The sequence below is a fragment of the Massilia sp. UYP32 genome, assembly GCF_050434365.1.
Lineage (GTDB): Bacteria > Pseudomonadota > Gammaproteobacteria > Burkholderiales > Burkholderiaceae_D > Telluria > Telluria timonae.
In genome coordinates this window covers 1-13,679 of record NZ_JBNDIK010000047.1, presented here as the reverse complement: position 1 = coordinate 13,679, position 13,679 = coordinate 1, and the positions used below count along the sequence as shown (strand labels likewise).

Below are 13,679 nucleotides of genomic sequence, written 5' to 3'. Positions count from 1 at the left end.
CCAGGATCAAACTCTTCAGTTCAATCTCTGTTTGTTGACTCTTTCGAGTCACTCGCTATTGCTAGCGAGGTCGCTCACTCAAAATACTGACCGTCACTTCATTGCTGAAGCAACGTTTAATACTTTGTGCGAACATTTGATATTTTAAGTATGCAGCTGAACAAGTCAGCCGGCACCTTCATCAAACGCCCACACTTATCGACTGTTAATTTTTAAAGATCAGAATTCGGTGCTTCTTCTTGCTGCATCGTTGCGAATCGTTGTGTTCGTCAGCAGCAGAGAGGCGAGATTATGAAGTGTTTCTCATTGTTCGTCAACCTCTTTTTTCTCTTCGCTTTCGCTACCGTGAGGCTGCGTCTGCGTCGAGGAGCGAGACTATAGCAAGCCGGAGGCCGGCTTGCAAGGTTTACGATTGTGATATCTTAGCCGCCGCATTCAGCGACCTTCTCTTACATACCCTTATATGATTCCTACGATCGTCCCTACCGCCGACGCCGCCCTCTCCCGGTCCCTGGCGGACGCCATCAATAACAAGACCAAGCCGCTCGGCAGCCTCGGACGACTGGAATCGCTCGCCGCCCAGCTGGGCCTGATCCAGCGCTCGACCAGGGTCAGCATCGACCAGCCTGCGATCCTGGTCTTCGCCGCCGACCACGGCGTCGTGGCCGAGGGCATCTCCGCCTTCCCGCAAGACGTCACCTGGCAGATGGTCGAGAACTTCCTGGGCGACGGCGCGGCCATCAATGTATTCGCGCGCCAGAACGGCTGCGCCCTGCACGTGGTCGACGCCGGCGTGAACCACGATTTCGGCGCACGCGCGGGGCTCGTGCACCGCAAGGTCGCCAACGGCACCCGCAACTTCGCGCTCGAACCCGCGATGACGGCGCAGGAATGCGCGACCGCGCTCGAACACGGCATGGCCCTGGCGCGCGACCTGCCCGGCACCGTGGTCGGCTTCGGCGAGATGGGCATCGGTAACACGACGTCGGCCGCCGCCCTGATGCACAAGCTGACCGGCCAGCCGGTGGCGCGCTGCGTCGGCGCCGGCACCGGCCTTACCCCCGACGGTATCCGCCACAAGGCCGACGTGGTCGCGGCAAGCGTGGCCCGTCACACCCACGCCGTGCAGCCGCTCGAGGTGCTGGCCACCTTCGGCGGCTTCGAGATCGCGATGATGGCCGGCGCCATGCTCAAGGCGGCCGAGCTGCGCAAGGTGCTGCTGATCGATGGCTTCATTGTCACCAGTGCCCTGCTGGTGGCCGCGCGCCTGCAGCCGGCCATCCTCGACTACTGCGTGTTTTCGCACTGCTCGGGCGAGCATGGCCACGCCCTGCTGCTCGAGGAGCTCGGCGCCCGTCCGCTGCTCGACCTTGGCCTGCGCCTGGGCGAAGGCACCGGCAGCGCGCTCGCCCTGCCCCTGCTGCACGCCAGCGCCAACTTCCTGAACGAGATGGCCACCTTCGCCTCGGCGCAAGTGAGCGAACGCTCGGCATGAAGCACCAGCTGCGCCTGTTCTTCATCGCGCTGCAGTTCTTCACGCGGCTGCCGATTCCGCGCTGGGTCGGTTTCGAGCCGAGCTGGTTGAACCATGCGTCGCGCTACTTCGCCCTGGTGGGCGTCGTGGTCGGCGCCATCGGCGCGCTCGTCTACCTGGTGGCCGCGCACTGGCTGCCGGCGCCAGTGGCGGCCGTGCTGTCCACCGCCGCCACCATCTACCTCACCGGCGCCTTCCACGAAGACGGCTTCGCCGACACCTGCGATGGCCTGGGCGGCGGCATGACGAAGGAACGCGCGCTCGAGATCATGAAGGATTCGCGGGTCGGCGCGTATGGCGCGATCGGCATCGTCTGCATGCTCGGCGCGAAGCTGGCCCTGCTTGCCAGCCTGCCGCCGGCCAGCGCCATGGCCGCCCTGCTGCTGGCTCACCCGCTGTCGCGACTGGCCGCCACGTCCCTGATCTGGCAGATGGAGTACGCCCGCGCCGAGGGCAAGGCCAAGCCGCTGGCGGTGCGCATGAGCGACCGCGAGTTCGGCATCGCCGCCGTCACCGTGCTGCTGCCCGCGCTCGGCCTGCTGGCCTGCGGCCTGCTCGACCTGGCCGCGATCGTCGCCGCGCTGGTGGCGTCCCTCGTTGCAACCTGCTGGCTCGCGCGTAAGTTCACGCGGCGCTTGCAAGGCTATACCGGCGACTGCCTCGGCGCCGTGCAGCAACTGGCCGAAGTGGCGGTCTATATCGCGGTGCTGGCCACGCTCGGCCGCGGCGTGCTGGCCTGATGCGCCTCTACCTGGTGCGCCATCCGCGGCCCGAGGTGCCGGCCGGGCACTGCTACGGCCGCAGCGACCTGGCGGCGGATCGAGCCGACGTCGAACGGGTGCTGGCCGCATTGGCGAGCCAGGGGCTGCCCGGCGCGATGCCCGTCTACGCCAGCCCACTGGCCCGCAGCGCGGTCCTGGCGGCGCAGCTCTCGCCGGCGCCGGTATTCGACGCGCGCCTGGCCGAGATCGACTTCGGCGCCTGGGAAATGCGCAGCTGGGACGACATTCCGCGCAGCGAGATCGATGCCTGGAGCGCCGACCTGCTGCACTACCGCCCCGGCGGCGGCGAAAGCGTGATGGACGTGGCCGCGCGCGTGGCCGGTTTCGATGCCGACATCCGGCGCGCCGGACACGCACAGGCCCTGGTCATCTGCCATGCCGGCACCATGCGCCTGCTGCATTCGCTGCACCTCGGCGGCACGCTGGTCGAGGCCGCGCTGCGCGCTGCACAGGCCCCACACCGGATCGGCTACGGCGAAGTGATGATGCTGGAAACCTGACAACGCCTTGGACAACGCCTTATAATGTGCGCGTTTTGGTGCTCGCGCCTGCGTTCGCAGTCGCAGTTAAACGGGAAACACGAAGCTCCTTTCAAGGGCCAACGTGTGCTGCCCCCGCAACGGTAAGCAAGTGCCGCATGCTCTCCCCGAGCCATGCGGCAAACCGTCCCCTCATACCACTGTGCGCATGCATGGGAAGGTCGGACGGCCATACTTGTCAGCCCGGATACCGGCCAAAAGGTGGCGTCGCCTCGCGCGATGCCGTTCAATCTGGCCTACGGGGACGTCGGCTGGTTGCCCTTTATAAGAAACAGTTCATGAATTTTCCAGTCACCCGGCAAGCCGCCGCGGTCTCGCTCGCCCTCGCCGTCATCTCGTCCGCCGCCGTCGCCGACGCACCCTCGCCTGACGCCATCCCTACCGCCGACACCGTCGTCGTCACCGCAACGCGCACCGCGCAGCGCGCCGCCGACGTCATCGCCGACACCACCGTCATCGACGCCGAAGAGATCGCGCGCTCCGGCGCCGGTTCGGTGGCCGACATCCTGCGCCGCCAGCGCGGCATCGAGATCTCGCGCAACGGCCCGGCCGGCACCACCACCAGCGTCTTCATCCGCGGCGCCAACGCCAACCAGTCCGTGGTCCTGGTCGACGGCGTGCGCTTCGGTTCGGCGACCACCGGCACCGCCAGCTGGAACGCGATCCCGCTGGGCGCCATCGACCGTATCGAGATCGTCTACGGCCCGCTCAGCACCCTGTACGGCGCCGACGCCATCGGCGGCGTGATCCAGATCTTCACCCGCAAGGGCGAAGGCGCCCCGGTCGTCACCGGCTCGGTTGGCATGGGCAGCAACGCCACCCGCCAGCTTGATGCCGGCATCTACGGCAGCAGTGGCGGCCCGAACGCCGTCAGCTACGCCTTCGGCGCCGGCTACGAGGACTCGGACGGCTTTTCGTCTACCCGCCCGGGCGCCTCGGGCTACAACCCGGACGAAGACGGCTACCGCCGCCGCAACGCCAACGGCCGCGTGACGATGGCGCTCGCGCCGGGCCACGAGATCGGCGCCCAGTTCCTGGTCAGCCGCCTGTACAGCCAGTACGACAGCGGCACCGCCAACTACGACGTCCACAGCGACAACGACCTGAACACCGCCGCGGTCTTCATGCGCAACCAGGTCCTGCCGAACTGGCACAGCACGGTGCAATACGCGCGCTCGGAAGACAAGTCGGGCAACTTCACCAACGCGACGCCATCCGGCGCCAGCCAGATCGACACCCAGCAGGATGAGTTCAGCTGGCAGAACGACATCGCCATCGGCCAGGACACCCTGCAGCTGCTGTACACGCACCGCAAGGAAGAGGTGCCGACGATGCAGCGCTCGCGCATCACCAATTCGTATGCCGCCGCCTACTCGGCCAAGCGCGGCCAGCACCTGGTCGACGTCAGCGCGCGCCACGACCGCTCGGTCTATGGCAGCAAGAACACCGGCGCCGCCGGCTATGGCTACGACTTCGGCAACGGCCTGCGCGCCACCGCCAGCGTCGGCACGAGCTTCCGCGCCCCGACCTTCAACGAGCTGTATTTCCCCGGCTACGGCCTGGAAACCAACAAGCCCGAAAAAGGCCGCAACCGCGAAGTGGGCCTGCGCTACGACGGCAACGGCTACCAGCTGGACGCCACCTACTTCCACAACCGCCTGACCGACATGATCGTGTCGAGCACCCCGTGCCCGGACGGCGTCAACCGCAGCTGCGCCTATAACGTCAACAAGGGCCTGCTCGAAGGCTTCTCGCTGGCCGGCGCTACGCGCCTGATGGGTGTCGACCTGCGCGCCAGCCTCGATTGGCAGGATCCGCGCGACGAGACCACCGGCAAGCAGCTGGCGCGCCGCGCGAAGAAGCATGCCAGTTTCGGCGCCGACTACACGATGGGCACGCTCAAGGCCGGCGCCGAACTGACGGTATCGGGAGAGCGCTTCGACGACGCCGCCAACAACCGTCGCCTGGGCGGCTACGGCCTGCTGAACCTGCACACGACCTGGCAGTTCACGCCCGACTGGTCGCTGCTGATGCGCCTGGACAACGTCGCCGACAAGCAGTACGAGATCGCGCGTAACTACGGCACCAGCGGCCGCACCTGGTTCGCGGCCCTGCGCTACGGCATCCGTTAAGCTATAACCCCTTGCCCGCGGCAGCCAGGCCGCGGGTGTCCGAAACCAACAGGGCCAGCATGCACGCATCCGTCCCACCGCTACGCCAGCGCGCCACGCTCATCGTCGGCGCCATGCTGGCGTTTTCGATTGCCACCCTGCTGTTCGCGGGCATGACCGGATCGATCCGGGTGCCTCTCGGCGAGATTCCCGACGCCCTGCGCCAGCTCGCCAGCGGCCAGCCCGATTCGCTTTCCGCCTCCCTGCTCGAGCTGCGCGCCAGCCGCGCGCTGGTGGCGTTCGCGACCGGCGGCGCGCTGGCCCTGGCCGGCCTCATGATGCAGGCGCTGCTGAGAAATCCCCTGGCCGACCCGTATGTGCTGGGCGTCTCGTCCGGCGCCTCGGTCGGCGCCCTGCTGGCGCTGCTCCTGATGGCGTCCACGCTGATGGTCGACGCCGCCGCGCTGGCCGGCGCCATCGGCGTGGCGATGTTGCTGTACCTGCTGGCGCGGCGCGACCTGCGCAGCGGCCAGGCGGCCGAAGGCGGCGCCTCGATGCTGCTCCTGACCGGCGTGATCGTCTCGGCCCTGTGCGGCTCGATCGTGACCCTGATGCTGTCGATCGCGCCCGAGGGGCGCCTGCGCAGCATGATCTTCTGGCTGATCGGCGACCTGGCCGGCGCGCCGCTGCGGCTGGCGCCCTGGCTGGTGCTGGCCGGCTGCCTGGTGTACGCCATGCGCAATGCGCGCGCCATGAACATGGTCGCGCTGCACGCCGAGAATGCGGTGACGCTGGGCGTGCGCGTCGGCGCGCTGCGCAAGGGACTGTTCTTCGTGTCGGCCCTGCTCACCGCGAGCGCGGTCACCAGCGCCGGCTCGATCGGCTTCGTCGGCCTGATCGTGCCGCATGCCTGCCGCTTCGCCTTCGGGCCCGACCACCGGGTCCTGATCCCGGCCGTGGTGCTGGCCGGCGGCGCCTTCCTGGTGCTGTGCGATACGCTGGCGCGCACCATCATCGCGCCGCAGCAGCTGCCGGTCGGCGCCATCACGGCGATGATCGGCGCGCCGGTCTTCCTCTACCAGTTGCACCGCCTGCGCAAATGAACTCCATCTCCACCCACGACCTGCTGCTGTCCATCGGCCCACGCACCCTGGTGCGGGGCCTGGACTGGACCGCGCGCGCCGGCGAATGCTGGAGCATCATCGGCCGCAACGGCGCGGGAAAAAGCACCTTGCTGCGCACCCTGGCCGGCTTGCAGCCGCCGAACGGCGGATCGGTCCAGGTGAACGGCCGCGCACTACCCGACTGGCCGCTGACCGAGCTGGCGCGCGAGCGCGCCTTCCTGGCCCAGTCGCGCCACGATGCTTTCGCCTACACGGTGCTCGAGAGCGTGCTGTCGGCGCGCCACCCCTACCACGCCAACCGCTACTGGGAGGGCAGCGACGACCACCAGGCCGCCCTGCAGGCGCTGGCGTCGATGGAAGTGGACGACCTGGCCGGGCGCGACGTGCGCACCCTGTCCGGCGGCGAGCGCCAGCGCGTGGCGATCGCCGCCCTGCTGGCGCAGCAGACGCCGCTGCTGCTGCTCGACGAGCCGGCCAATGCGCTCGACCTGGCGCACCAGGTGAGCGTGATGGGCCTGCTGGCCCGCCTGTGCCGCGAGCAGGACCGGACCGTGGTCATGATCGGCCACGACCTGAACCTGGCCGCGCGCATCTCGACCCACGTGCTCCTGCTCATGGGCGACGGCCGCTGGACCGCCGGCGCCAACGACCAGATCATGCGCCCGGCGCTGCTGGGCGACTACCTCGGCCATCCGATCGACATGATCGAACACGGAGGCCGCCGCATCTTCATCCCCAAGGAGGGCACCGCATGACCGACATGACACCCGAACAAACCGCCGCCCTGAACGACCGCCACCGCGCCCGCATGGAGCGCAAGAAGGCGGTCATCGACGCAAAAATCGCGTCGGCCGACAAGGAAATCGGCATCGTCATCGTCAATACCGGCAACGGCAAGGGCAAGAGCTCGAGCGCGTTCGGGATGGTGGCGCGCGCGCTCGGCCACGGCATGAAAGTGGGCGTGGTCCAGTTTATCAAGGGCGCCCTGTCGACCGGCGAAGAAACCTTCCTGCGCCGCTTTCCCGACGAAGTGCGCTTCCATGCGATGGGCGAAGGCTACACCTGGGAAACGCAGAACCGCGAGCGCGACATCGCCAAGGCCGAGGAAGCCTGGGCGCTGGCCCGGCAGTTCCTGTCCGATCCCGCGATCGGCATGGTGGTGCTCGACGAGCTGAACATCGCCCTCAAATACAAATACCTCGACGTGCACACCGTGATCGCCGACCTGCTCGACCGTCCGGTGATGCAGCACGTGGTGATTACCGGCCGCGGCGCGCCGCCGGAACTGATCGCGGTGGCCGATACCGTCACCGAAATGAACGTGGTCAAGCACGCGTTCAAGGCCGGCATCACGGCCCAGGCGGGGACCGAATGGTGACGGGCGCCCGTATCGTCCTAGTGGCGGCGATGTCGTCCGGCCAGGGCAAGACGACGGTGACGGCCGCGCTGGCGCGGCGGCTGGTCCGCATGGGCAAGCGCGTGCGGGTGTTCAAGTGCGGCCCCGACTTCATTGACCCGATGCTGCTCGAACGCGCCTGCGGCGCGCCGGTGCACAATCTCGACCTGTGGATGGTGGGCGTCGATGCCTGCCGCCAGCGCCTGCTTGACGCCGCGCGCGAGGCGGACGCGATCCTGATCGAGGGGGTGATGGGCCTGTACGATGGCTCTCCTTCGGCGGCGGACCTGTCGCGCGAGTTCGGCATCCCCGTGCTGGCGGTGCTGGACGCGTCGGCGATGGCGCAAACGGCCGGCGCCGTGGCGCAGGGCCTGCGCGACTATGGCCCCGTCGAGATGGCCGGCGTGATTGCCAACCGCATCGCCAGCAGCGGCCATGCGGCAATGGTGAAAGAGTCGCTGCGCGACATCCCGCTGATCGGCACTCTCGCCCGCCAGGAGGCGCCGCTGCCCGAGCGTCATCTGGGCCTGGTGGTGCCGGGCGAGGTCGAGGAGCTGGACGGCATCCTGGATGCGCTGGCCGACAGCATCGATTTCAATGAAGCGGCGTGGGATGCGCTGCCCGTCATGACGCCTGCTGCCACGGTCCCGATGCCTGTGGAGCCACTGCTGGCGGGACGCACGATCGCGATCGCGCGCGATCCGGCCTTCGTCTTCGTCTACCCGGCGAATATCGACCTGCTCGGGCAGCTCGGCGCGCGCATCACGTATTTCGCGCCGCTGGCCGACGAGGCGGTGCCGGACGATGCCGACGCCGTGTATCTGCCGGGCGGTTATCCCGAGCTGCACGGCGCGCAGCTGCAGGCGGCCCAGCGCTGGCGCGACTCGATCCGCGCCGCGCACGCACGTGGCGTGCCGATCGTCGCCGAATGCGGCGGCATGATGGCGCTTGCCGATGGCCTGACCGATAACGAGGGACGACGCTTCGAGATGGCCGGGTTGCTGGCGGGCGAAGTCAGGATGCAGAAGCGCCTGGGAGGACTGGGCATGCATGCGATGCCGACGCCGCAGGGAGAGATTCGCGGCCATACCTTCCACTATTCATTGCTGGACTCCCCGGTCGCGCCGCAAGCACATACCGTGAAGCAGAGGACGGGCACGCAAGGCGAAGCCGCCTACCGGGTCGGCTCGCTGTTCGCGTCCTACTTCCACGGCTACTTCCCTTCCAACCCGCGTGCGGTGGCGGCACTGTTCGGAGCGCAGCCGTGAGCGTGACCCTGGTCTTCGGCGGCGCGCGCTCGGGCCAGAGCGCCTACGCCGAGCGCATCGCGCGCGAATCGGGCAAGGAGGTCGTCTATGTCGCCACCTCGCGCGCCGGCGACGGCGAGATGGCCACCCGCATCGCCCATCACCGCGAGCGGCGCCCGCCCGAATGGCGGACGGTCGAGGAAGAACTGGCGCTGGCGCAGACGCTGCGCGACTGGTGCGCGCCGCAGCGCCTGGTGCTGGTCGACTGCCTGACGCTGTGGCTCAGCAACCTGATGTTCTGCGATGGCCGCGACTATCCCGAGGTCGGCGCAATCGACTTGCCGGCATGCTTCCACCAGGAGCGCGCGGCGCTGCTGGACTTGCTGGACGGGGAGCTGCCGGGCGACCTGATCCTGGTGTCGAACGAAGTCGGCATGGGCATCGTGCCCTGGGGCGCGATCTCGCGCAGCTTCATCGATGAAGCCGGCCGCCTGAACCAGGCGGTGGCGGCGCGCGCCGACCGCGCAGTGCTGGTGGCGGCCGGCCTGCCACTTGTCCTGAAAGGTCTCCCGTGCTGACCGGCCTGTCGCTGTCCACCATCGCGCTGTTGCTCGTCGCCGGCATCGCGCTCGACCTGCTGCTGGGCGAGACGCGGCGCTGGCATCCGCTGGTCGGCTTCGGCAAGCTGGCCGGCTCGATCGAACGCCGGCTCAATCGTGGACAGGCGCGCCTGGCGCGTGGAGCCCTGGCCTGGATGCTCGCCGTCCTGCCACTGAGCCTGCTGTTCCTGGCGTTGGCCGACCTTGCCGGCCTGTGGCTGCATGCGGTGCTGCTCTATTTCTGCATCGGCCTGCGCAGCCTGCGCGACCATACGCTGCCGATCCATTCCGCACTGTGCGCCGGCGACCTGGCGCAGGCGCGCGCGCTCACGGCGCGCATTGTCAGCCGCGACACGGCGCACGCCGACGAATCCGACCTGGCCAAGGCCAGCGCCGAATCGCTGCTCGAGAACGGCAACGACGCCGTGTTCGGCACGCTATTCTGGTTCGTCCTGCTGGGCGGACCGGGCGCGGTGCTGTTCCGCCTGGCGAACACGCTCGATGCGATGTGGGGTTATCGCAGCGAGCGCTTCAACCTGTTCGGCCGCTGCGCGGCGCGCATCGACGACGCATTGAACTACGTGCCCGCGCGCCTGACCGCGTTGTCGTACGTGCTGCTGGCGGGCAGCGGCCGCGCGCGCGCCTGGCACTGCTGGCGCACCCAGGCCCCGGCCTGGAGCAGCCCGAACGCCGGGCCGGTGATGGCCAGCGGCGCCGGCGCCCTGGGCGTGTCGCTGGGCGGCGCCGCCGTCTACGATGGCGAAGTCGAACAGCGTCCGCCGCTGGGCCTCGGGCCTGCCGCCGGCGCGGGTGACATCCTGCGCGCCTGGCGGCTGGTGCTGCGCACCACCTTGCTGTGGGCCGGCGTGGTCTGCCTGCTGGCGGTCGGAGTTTCTCATGCTTGAACACGGCGGCAACCTGCGCGACGCCGCGCGTCACTATGGCCGCAATGACTGGGTCGACCTGTCGACCGGGATCAACCCGCATGGCTATCCGGCGCCGGCGCCGTCGAGCGCGGCCTGGCATCGCCTGCCGGAGCCCGATCCGGAATTCCTCGCGGCGGCCTGCGCCTATTACGGCGCGCCGCAACTGCTGCCGGTGGCCGGCACGCAGGCGGCGATCCAGGCCCTGCCGCGCCTGCGTCCACCATCGCGCGTCGCGGTGTCGGCGCCTTCGTATGCGGAACACGCGTTTCACTGGAACCTGCACGGCCATACGCGGCGGCTGGCGCCGTATGCGGAACTGGACGCCGCGGTCGATGGCAGCGACGTCGTCGTGGTGGTCAATCCGAACAACCCGACCGGCGAGACCATCGTGCCCGAGCGCCTGCTCGCCTGGGCGGCGCGGCTGCATGCGCGCGGCGGCTGGCTGGTGGTCGACGAAGCCTTCGGCGATACTTCGCCCGCGCTGAGCGTGGCGCCGCACGCGGCGCAGCCGGGATTGATCGTGCTGCGCTCGATCGGCAAGTTCTTCGGGCTGGCGGGGCTGCGGCTGGGATTCGTCGCGGCGCATGAGCGCGTGCTGGCGGACCTGGCTGACCTGCTCGGGCCGTGGGCCGTCAGCGGTCCGGCGCAGGAGATTGCGCTGCAGGCGCTGGCCGACACCGGCTGGCAGCGAAATACGCAGGCCCGGCTGGCGCAGTCTGGCCAACGGATGGAACGGCTGCTGCGGGAGCACGGCATCGCCAGCGCCGGCACGCCGCTGTTTCGCTGGTGGCCCGAGACGCGGCCCGAAGCCTTTCATGAACACATGGCCGCGCACGGCATCTGGTGCCGGCTGTTTCGCGATGCGGCGCGCGGCATCCGGGTCGGCCTGCCTGCCGGCGAGGATGAATGGCAACGCCTCGAACAAGCACTTCACGAATGGAGCAAGCAATGAAGAAAGCGATGCTGCTGGCCGGCCTGGCTGGTCTGGCCGCGGCTGGCCTGGCGGCCCAGGCCCAGGCCGCGATCACGGTCAGGGATGATGCGGGACTGGCGGTCACCGTCGCCAAGCCGGCGCTGCGGGTAGTATCGATGGCGCCCAGCGTCACCGAGCTGCTGTTCGCGGCCGGCGGCGGCAACCAGATCGTCGGCGCGGTCAACTACAGCGATTATCCCGAAGCGGCCAATCGCATCCCGCGCATCGGCTCGAACCGCGAGATCGACATGGAGCTCCTGATCTCGCTGAAGCCCGACCTGATCGTGGCCTGGCGCCACAACAGCTCGGAGCGACAGATCGAGATGGTGCGCCGCCTGGGTGTCCCGGTATTCCAGAGCGACCCGCAAACGCTGGACGGCATTCCCGACGCCGTGCTGCGCCTGGGCCAGTTGCTGGGCACCGACGCCGCGGCCAGGACGACCGCGACGCAGCTGCGCGAGCAGCTGGCCGGCCTGCGCGCGAAGTATGCGAACCGTTCCACGGTGCGCACCTTCTACCAGGTGTGGGACAAGCCGCTGTATACACTGAGCGGAAAGCACATCCTGACCGACGCGATGAAGCTGTGCGGCGGCGAGAACATCTTCGACAAGCTGACCGTGACGGCGCCGATCGTCTCGATCGAGAGCGTGTTGCAGGCCAACCCGGAAGCGATCATCGCCACCGCCGAGAAGAACTATGGCGGCGTCGAACTGTGGAAGCCGTATGGCACCCTGGCCGCGGTGCGCAGCAATAACCTGTTCACGCTGGACGGCCACCTGCTCAATCGCGCGGGGCCGCGCATGGTCCAGGGCACGGCCGCGATGTGCGAAGTGCTCGAGCAGGCGCGCCAGCGTCGATCCAAATGAGCGGCTTTCCCTACCGGACCCTGATGGTCCAGGGCACGACGTCCGACGCCGGCAAGAGCACGGTGGTCGCGGCGCTGTGCCGCCTGCTCAAGCGGCGCGGCATCCGGGTCGCGCCATTCAAGCCGCAGAACATGGCGCTCAACAGCGCGGTGACGCGCGATGGCGGCGAGATCGGCCGCGCGCAGGCGCTGCAGGCGATCGCCGCCGGCATCGAGCCGCATACCGACATGAATCCGGTGCTGCTCAAGCCGTCGAGCGACGTCGGCGCCCAGGTCATCATCCATGGCCAGGTGCGCGCCGACATGAATGCGCGCGACTATCACCAGTACAAGCCGGTGGCGATGGGGGCGGTGCTCGCATCGCATGCGCGCCTGCTGGCGCAGTACGAAACGGTGATCGTCGAGGGCGCGGGCAGTCCGGCCGAGATCAACCTGCGCGACCGCGACATCGCCAACATGGGCTTTGCCGAGGCGGTCGACTGCCCGGTGGTGCTGGTGGCGGATATCGATCGCGGCGGTGTGTTCGCGCATCTGGTTGGCACGCTGTCCTGCCTGTCGCAGTCGGAGCGCGATCGGGTGATCGGCTTCGTCATCAACCGCTTCCGTGGCGACATCAAGCTGCTCGAGCCGGGGCTGGAGTGGCTGGAACGGCAGACCGGCAAGCCGGTGCTGGCGGTGCTGCCCTATCTGCACGGGCTGTTCCTCGATGCCGAGGATGCGGTGCAGGCGACGCAAACGAACAAGGGCGCGTTTCGTGTCGTCGTTCCCAGCCTGCCGCGCATGAGCAATCACACCGATTTCGATGCGCTGCGTGCGCATCCGGACGTCGACCTGCGCTTCGTGCGGCAGGGAGAGGCGATTCCGGGCGCGGACCTGATCGTCCTCCCGGGCAGCAAGAATACGCGCGGGGACCTGGCCTGGCTGGAGGCGAATGGATGGCCTGAACGGATCGCGCGTCACCTGCGCTATGGCGGCAAGGTGATCGGCGTGTGCGGCGGATTCCAGATGTTGGGCCGGACCGTCCAGGATCCCCATGGCGTCGAAGGCGCGCAGGGACTGTCTGCGGGACTCGGCTTGCTGGATATCGAGACCGAACTAACGCGCGGAAAGCGGCTGACCAGGGTGGAGGGCGTGTGTGCGTTCAGTGTGGACGGCACCGCCAGCCGGGTGAGCGGCTACGAAATTCATATGGGTGTGTCGCATGGCGCGGCCATGGAGACGCCAGCATTTTCGATCGACGGTCGCGGCGAAGGCGCCGTGTCGTCGGATGGACAGATCCTGGGAACGTATCTGCATGGACTGTTCGATCACCCGGAAGCCTGCGGCGCACTGCTGCAATGGGCTGGTTCGCGCAGCGAACATGTCGTCGACACGGCGCAGCTGCGTGAAGCGAGTCTGGATCGCATCGCGGATTCGGCGGAAGGGTTGCTGAACAGGCTGATCGAGATCGGCGGCTGAAAGCAAAAAACCCCGACCAGATCACTGGACGGGGTTTTTCATATAACTAGCCTGACGATAACCTACTTTCACACTGGTTGCAGCACTATCATCGGCGCAAAGTCGTTTCACGGTCCTGTTCGGGA

The 13,679-nt window shown here is 68.2% G+C and carries 13 protein-coding genes and 1 riboswitch; all 13 genes read left to right on the top strand.

The genetic code is table 11. From position 1 onward, the window contains the following. Positions 1-463 precede the first annotated feature (463 nt). The gene (cobT, locus tag ABIB42_RS25510) at positions 464-1,495 is read left to right on the top strand and encodes a nicotinate-nucleotide--dimethylbenzimidazole phosphoribosyltransferase (RefSeq protein ID WP_429249196.1); all 1,032 of its coding nucleotides are present in this window, start codon (positions 464-466) and stop codon (positions 1,493-1,495) included. Continuing rightward, entirely contained in the window at positions 1,492-2,274 is a 783-nt protein-coding gene (locus tag ABIB42_RS25505) for an adenosylcobinamide-GDP ribazoletransferase (RefSeq protein WP_429249195.1), read from the top strand. Before cobT ends, ABIB42_RS25505 begins: the two co-directional genes overlap by 4 nt. Continuing rightward, positions 2,274-2,816, top strand: coding sequence for a histidine phosphatase family protein (locus ABIB42_RS25500; protein ID WP_184240541.1), 543 nt, complete (start codon positions 2,274-2,276; stop codon positions 2,814-2,816). Before ABIB42_RS25505 ends, ABIB42_RS25500 begins: the two co-directional genes overlap by 1 nt. Positions 2,817-2,835: 19 nt before the next feature. Then, positions 2,836-3,068: riboswitch (cobalamin riboswitch) on the top strand. A gap of 65 nt (positions 3,069-3,133) precedes the next feature. After that, positions 3,134-4,987, top strand: coding sequence for a TonB-dependent receptor domain-containing protein (locus ABIB42_RS25495; protein ID WP_429249194.1), 1,854 nt, complete (start codon positions 3,134-3,136; stop codon positions 4,985-4,987). Between the two features lie 59 nt (positions 4,988-5,046). Next, on the top strand, positions 5,047-6,069 hold the full coding sequence (locus tag ABIB42_RS25490; protein WP_005671434.1) for a FecCD family ABC transporter permease: 1,023 nt from the start codon (positions 5,047-5,049) through the stop codon (positions 6,067-6,069). Beyond that, positions 6,066-6,845 (top strand): ABC transporter ATP-binding protein, encoded by a 780-nt coding sequence (locus tag ABIB42_RS25485; protein ID WP_005671436.1) that lies wholly within the window; start codon positions 6,066-6,068, stop codon positions 6,843-6,845. The genes ABIB42_RS25490 and ABIB42_RS25485 overlap by 4 nt, the downstream gene beginning before the upstream one ends. Continuing rightward, positions 6,842-7,468: a cob(I)yrinic acid a,c-diamide adenosyltransferase gene (gene cobO, locus ABIB42_RS25480; RefSeq protein WP_005671439.1), complete on the top strand. Its 627-nt coding sequence runs from the start codon at positions 6,842-6,844 to the stop codon at positions 7,466-7,468. The genes ABIB42_RS25485 and cobO overlap by 4 nt, the downstream gene beginning before the upstream one ends. Then, complete coding sequence (locus tag ABIB42_RS25475) at positions 7,462-8,754, top strand: cobyrinate a,c-diamide synthase (RefSeq protein WP_005671443.1); 1,293 nt, start codon at positions 7,462-7,464, stop codon at positions 8,752-8,754. The genes cobO and ABIB42_RS25475 overlap by 7 nt, the downstream gene beginning before the upstream one ends. Next, positions 8,751-9,311, top strand: coding sequence for a bifunctional adenosylcobinamide kinase/adenosylcobinamide-phosphate guanylyltransferase (cobU, locus tag ABIB42_RS25470; protein ID WP_429249193.1), 561 nt, complete (start codon positions 8,751-8,753; stop codon positions 9,309-9,311). Before ABIB42_RS25475 ends, cobU begins: the two co-directional genes overlap by 4 nt. Beyond that, positions 9,305-10,237 carry an adenosylcobinamide-phosphate synthase CbiB gene (gene cbiB / locus ABIB42_RS25465; RefSeq protein WP_005671448.1) on the top strand — a complete coding sequence of 311 codons (933 nt, stop codon included), beginning with the start codon at positions 9,305-9,307 and terminating at the stop codon, positions 10,235-10,237. Before cobU ends, cbiB begins: the two co-directional genes overlap by 7 nt. Beyond that, positions 10,230-11,210 carry a threonine-phosphate decarboxylase CobD gene (gene cobD, locus ABIB42_RS25460; protein ID WP_005671450.1) on the top strand — a complete coding sequence of 327 codons (981 nt, stop codon included), beginning with the start codon at positions 10,230-10,232 and terminating at the stop codon, positions 11,208-11,210. Before cbiB ends, cobD begins: the two co-directional genes overlap by 8 nt. After that, a complete protein-coding gene (locus ABIB42_RS25455) occupies positions 11,207-12,097 on the top strand; it encodes a cobalamin-binding protein (protein WP_005671452.1) in 891 nt (296 codons plus the stop codon). Before cobD ends, ABIB42_RS25455 begins: the two co-directional genes overlap by 4 nt. Further along, positions 12,094-13,554 carry a cobyric acid synthase gene (locus ABIB42_RS25450; RefSeq protein WP_005671454.1) on the top strand — a complete coding sequence of 487 codons (1,461 nt, stop codon included), beginning with the start codon at positions 12,094-12,096 and terminating at the stop codon, positions 13,552-13,554. Before ABIB42_RS25455 ends, ABIB42_RS25450 begins: the two co-directional genes overlap by 4 nt. Positions 13,555-13,679 lie beyond the last annotated feature (125 nt).

Bases quoted from the DNA above. Each gene is read 5' to 3' on its own strand.
- cobT (WP_429249196.1), top strand. From the start codon at position 464: ATGATTCCTACGATCGTCCCTACCGCCGACGCCGCCCTCTCCCGGTCC.
- ABIB42_RS25505 (WP_429249195.1), top strand. From the start codon at position 1,492: ATGAAGCACCAGCTGCGCCTGTTCTTCATCGCGCTGCAGTTCTTCACG.
- ABIB42_RS25500 (WP_184240541.1), top strand. From the start codon at position 2,274: ATGCGCCTCTACCTGGTGCGCCATCCGCGGCCCGAGGTGCCGGCCGGG.
- ABIB42_RS25495 (WP_429249194.1), top strand. From the start codon at position 3,134: ATGAATTTTCCAGTCACCCGGCAAGCCGCCGCGGTCTCGCTCGCCCTC.
- ABIB42_RS25490 (WP_005671434.1), top strand. From the start codon at position 5,047: ATGCACGCATCCGTCCCACCGCTACGCCAGCGCGCCACGCTCATCGTC.
- ABIB42_RS25485 (WP_005671436.1), top strand. From the start codon at position 6,066: ATGAACTCCATCTCCACCCACGACCTGCTGCTGTCCATCGGCCCACGC.
- cobO (WP_005671439.1), top strand. From the start codon at position 6,842: ATGACCGACATGACACCCGAACAAACCGCCGCCCTGAACGACCGCCAC.
- ABIB42_RS25475 (WP_005671443.1), top strand. From the start codon at position 7,462: ATGGTGACGGGCGCCCGTATCGTCCTAGTGGCGGCGATGTCGTCCGGC.
- cobD (WP_005671450.1), top strand. From the start codon at position 10,230: ATGCTTGAACACGGCGGCAACCTGCGCGACGCCGCGCGTCACTATGGC.
- ABIB42_RS25455 (WP_005671452.1), top strand. From the start codon at position 11,207: ATGAAGAAAGCGATGCTGCTGGCCGGCCTGGCTGGTCTGGCCGCGGCT.
- ABIB42_RS25450 (WP_005671454.1), top strand. From the start codon at position 12,094: ATGAGCGGCTTTCCCTACCGGACCCTGATGGTCCAGGGCACGACGTCC.